Below are 3,703 nucleotides of genomic sequence, written 5' to 3' on the forward strand. Positions count from 1 at the left end.
GGCAGGCCGCAGCAGCCTGCATCCGCGCTGCGGTGCGCCTGGCGCAACGGGGCGAGGTCGGCGCCATCGTCACCGCACCTCTGCACAAGGAAGCCCTGGCCTTGGCAGGCGAGCCTTACCCTGGTCACACCGAGTTGCTGCAGGCCGAAGGTGCGCCGCCCGGTCAGCCGCCGGCGCCGGTGCGCATGATGCTGGCCAACCGCCAGCTTCGCACGGTGCTGGTGACCATCCACGTGTCTTTGCGCCAGGCCATCGAGCAAGTGACCTTCGACAGCGTGCTGGAGACCTTGCGCATCACCCACCGCAGCGCGGCTTTGTGGGGCCAGCCCAGGCCGCGCATCGCGGTGGCGGGGCTCAACCCCCACGCAGGCGAGGGTGGCTTGTTCGGCAGCGAGGAGCTCGAGGTCATCGCGCCGGCCATCCGCGCGGCGCAGGCGGAAGGCATCGACGCATCGGGGCCATGGGCGCCTGACACCATTTTCATGCGTGCTCGCCACGACCCGCCCTTGCACACTGGCGAGTTCGATGTGGTGGTGGCCATGTACCACGACCAGGGCCTGATCCCGGTGAAGTACCTGGGGCTCGATGAGGGGGTGAACGTGACCCTGGGCCTGCCATTCGTGCGCACCAGCCCGGATCACGGCACCGCGTTCGATCTGGCCGGCACGGGGCGTGCCGACGAGGGCAGCTTTGCCGAGGCCGCGGCCATGGCCCGCTTGCTGCTGGCGGGGCGCCTGGCGCAGGCCTGATCTGATCGGGCTGGCAGGCGGGCGGGCGGCAGGGCTCGCCGATTTCTCTTGCGCGGCGATTCGCGGCCGATTGCCGTCAGGCTGCGGTGCGCTCGCGTCCGCCCGAGGCCAATGCGGCGAGCTGGCGGCGGGCGCGCAGGGTCGCACGCTCGATCAACTCGGCCTGCTCGAATGCCTTGAACCGCCCGGTCTCGCACATCTTGGCCAGCGTGCGAGCGGTCAGCGAGATCGTTTGCTTGTGCGTGTGGCCATGGGTGAAAATGAAGAAGGTGCGACCCTCTGACACCCAGGTCAGTCGAACCTTCTTCCACTGATCCTGCATCAACATCTGGTAGGCCGTGCCCTTTTGGATGTGGTGCACCAGCTGCATCCCAGCCGAGGGTGTCGGCGGCGCGTCCAGGTTGATGTCGATGTCGGCCAGGCTGGGGTCGGCAGGCGCATCCAGGTCGATGTCCAGCGGGGCGTCGGCGCTGATGGCGGCCTCCGGCACGAAGCCGGCGGCCTTGACCTCTTCCACACTCAGGGCCGAGACCACCGTCAGGGTCGGGGCGGCGCCCAGGTCGGCCAGGGGCGAGGGCAGGGGGTCGTTGGCAGCTTCCTCGCGCGAGGGGATCGCCAGGTTTTCCACCTTGGTCAGGCGCTGCTCCAGCATGCGCTGGGTCAGCTCGTGGTGGGGTGCAGCCTTGAGGCATTCGGCGTGGGCGGGCAGCAGTTGCGCGAAGAACGCTTGCTTGGCTTCCTCTGGCCACTGGATCATGCCCAGCCCGTCGTTGAGGTCGCGCATGAGCTGTGGCAGGCCCAGCAGGAAGTTCTTGCGCAACTGGGGCTGGCCTTTGGGCTGAACGCTCAGCGCCAGGTCGTGGCCCGCTTTTTTCATGCGCTGGGCCATGGCCGAGTCGGCGCCGTGACGCGCGGCGGTCATGACTTGCACCTGGCTCCAGATCTGGGTGAGGAAGTCGCGCAGGAACTCGGGGATCTCGACGTCGGCCAGCTCGCGCTTGAGGATCTGCATGTAGCGCTGCTGCACCCGCAGATCGGCTTCCTTGCCGTTGAGCAGCTCGGCCACGGCGGCCTGCTCGGCGGCGTCGCGTGACGTGGTCTGTTCGATGAAGCTTTCGAGCTCGCTGAGCTTGCTCTCGTACAGGCCGGGGTTGTCGAAGTCCCCCTCGACGATGCCATCGACCAGCGCGGTCACGCGGGCCAGGCAGGCCTGACAGGCGCTGGCGTCTTGCTCGTCGATGGTGCCCGAGAGCGTGGCGATGCGGTTGACGAAGCGGCGCACCGGGTGCTTGCGCGAGCTGAAAAAGCTGATGTCGCCCAGCGCCACCCGCAGCACAGGCATTTGCAGCCGTGCGATCTGGCGAGCCATCTCCGGCGCCACCTTGGGGTCGGAAAGCACCTGGTCGAACAGCGCCGCGACGATGTCGATCACGATCTGGTCGATGGGGGCGCCGCCGCTGGCCCGCACCAGTTCATCTCGGTGCGCCCGGATCAGGTTGGCCGCCATCAGCGGGCCTGCGAAATGACCCTCGGCGAAGCCGTGTGCCTCCACCGAGTCGATCAACCCCATGGGCGCGGTGTCCGCTCCTGGGGCCACCAGTGCTTCGCCCATCCCGGGGGCGGGCATGGCTTGGGCGGCCAGCTTTCGCAACAGCTGCTGGAAATCGGTGCGGGCGGCTTGGGCAGCTGCCTGGCTGAGCGGGCTCTGGCCGCCTTGCACAGGCATGAACGAGCCCTCCAGCCCCATCGGTGAAGTGGGCAGTGCCACCCCGAACATGTTGCTCAGGGCCTGTGCAGCTCGCTGGTGGGCCTCGATCTGGGCGAAGGCCGAACCGCCAGGCATGCCCTGGAACGCGCCCGCCTGCGAATGGCTCGCGGCATGGCTGGCTTGGCCAGAGGTGTTGGCGAACTCGCCCGCTTCGGAGGTGGATGCGCTGAACGGCGCGTGCCCGCTGCCGCCGGTGGGGCGTGGGCGCGACAGCACCATGCCGCGAGGCTCGATCCCTTGTTGGCGCATTTCCTGCACCACGATGCCGTAGGCGGCGTTCAACTCGGCGCCCAGCAGGCGGCCGACGTGCGTGGTCAGCGTCTGGATGGTGTCCTGTGGACACTCGGCATCCGCCAGGCTGCCCAGCAGGGCCTTGGCAACCGACTGAGGGTTCAGTGGGTTGCGCTCTGCGACGTGCTCCTCGCCCATGAGGGCGCTGAATTGCGCGTAGATGACCTTGAGGTGTTCGTCGCAATCGGGCAAAAGCGTCTGCCCCAGTCGGTCGGCCATCACGCCGCGCTCGACCTCGTCGTCCCCCACGAGCGACAGGGCATCCCAGTCCAGTTCGCCCAGGCCGGATGTGGTCGCCGTGGTTTTCTGGTTGGTCGATTTCTCGATCTGGGTCTGCAGGTGCTTCTGAAATCCCTGGAGGATGCGACCGGATTTCGTGCGAAGTTCACGCTCGGCGTTCATCAGCTCCATGCGCACCGTGCCGCTGGTGGCGGACAGGGCCAGTGGCGCCAGTTGCACAGCGGCCTTGTCCACGGCAGCCGCGATCGCCGCCTGGATGCGGCCAGCGGCGGCCTGCAGCACGGATGCGAGTCGGGGGTCGTGCACGGCGAGCGGTCCTTGTCTGGCGATGTCTGCGTTCCAGGGGCCTCATGGAAACCCCTTCCTACGCTGGATATCGGCACAAACCCGGCAAGCTTTCGGCCTGTTTGCAAACTGTCACGATTGCATCCAGGGGCGCTGACGCATGCCTGAACCGTGAGGGCGCTCGGGCGTCCGTTACAATGCGCAATTGACCCTTTTTACGTCATCGTCCCACCAGTCCCTGAGGATACCCATGAGCAATCAGCCAGTGGATCAAAGCCGTCGGACCTGGGTGACCATGGCCTGCGCCGTCGGCGGCGCAGGCGGCGTGGCCACCGCCATCCCCTTTGTGTCGACTTTCCAACCCTCTGAA

The 3,703-nt window shown here is 67.4% G+C and carries 3 protein-coding genes; 2 read left to right on the forward strand and 1 reads right to left on the reverse strand.

Annotation, left to right across the window (positions count from 1 at the left end):
* Positions 1–749 (forward strand): 4-hydroxythreonine-4-phosphate dehydrogenase PdxA (pdxA, locus tag B2W70_RS14615; protein ID WP_286746767.1); only part of this gene is annotated, 749 nt, incomplete at its 5' end.
* Between the two features lie 76 nt (positions 750–825).
* Here pdxA and B2W70_RS14620 read toward each other — a convergent pair.
* The gene (locus tag B2W70_RS14620; protein WP_286746769.1) at positions 826–3,354 is read right to left on the reverse strand and encodes a DUF1631 family protein; all 2,529 of its coding nucleotides are present in this window, start codon (positions 3,352–3,354) and stop codon (positions 826–828) included.
* A 229-nt stretch (positions 3,355–3,583) separates the two neighbouring features.
* Between B2W70_RS14620 and B2W70_RS14625 the strand changes: the two genes are divergently transcribed.
* The coding region (locus B2W70_RS14625; RefSeq protein WP_286746783.1) for a ubiquinol-cytochrome c reductase iron-sulfur subunit N-terminal domain-containing protein at positions 3,584–3,703 on the forward strand (120 nt) is incomplete at its 3' end.

Origin of the sequence: Aquabacterium sp. UBA2148, from assembly GCF_002328915.1 — a bacterium.
In the GTDB taxonomy this organism is placed as follows: Bacteria; Pseudomonadota; Gammaproteobacteria; order Burkholderiales; family Burkholderiaceae_C; genus Aquabacterium; species Aquabacterium parvum.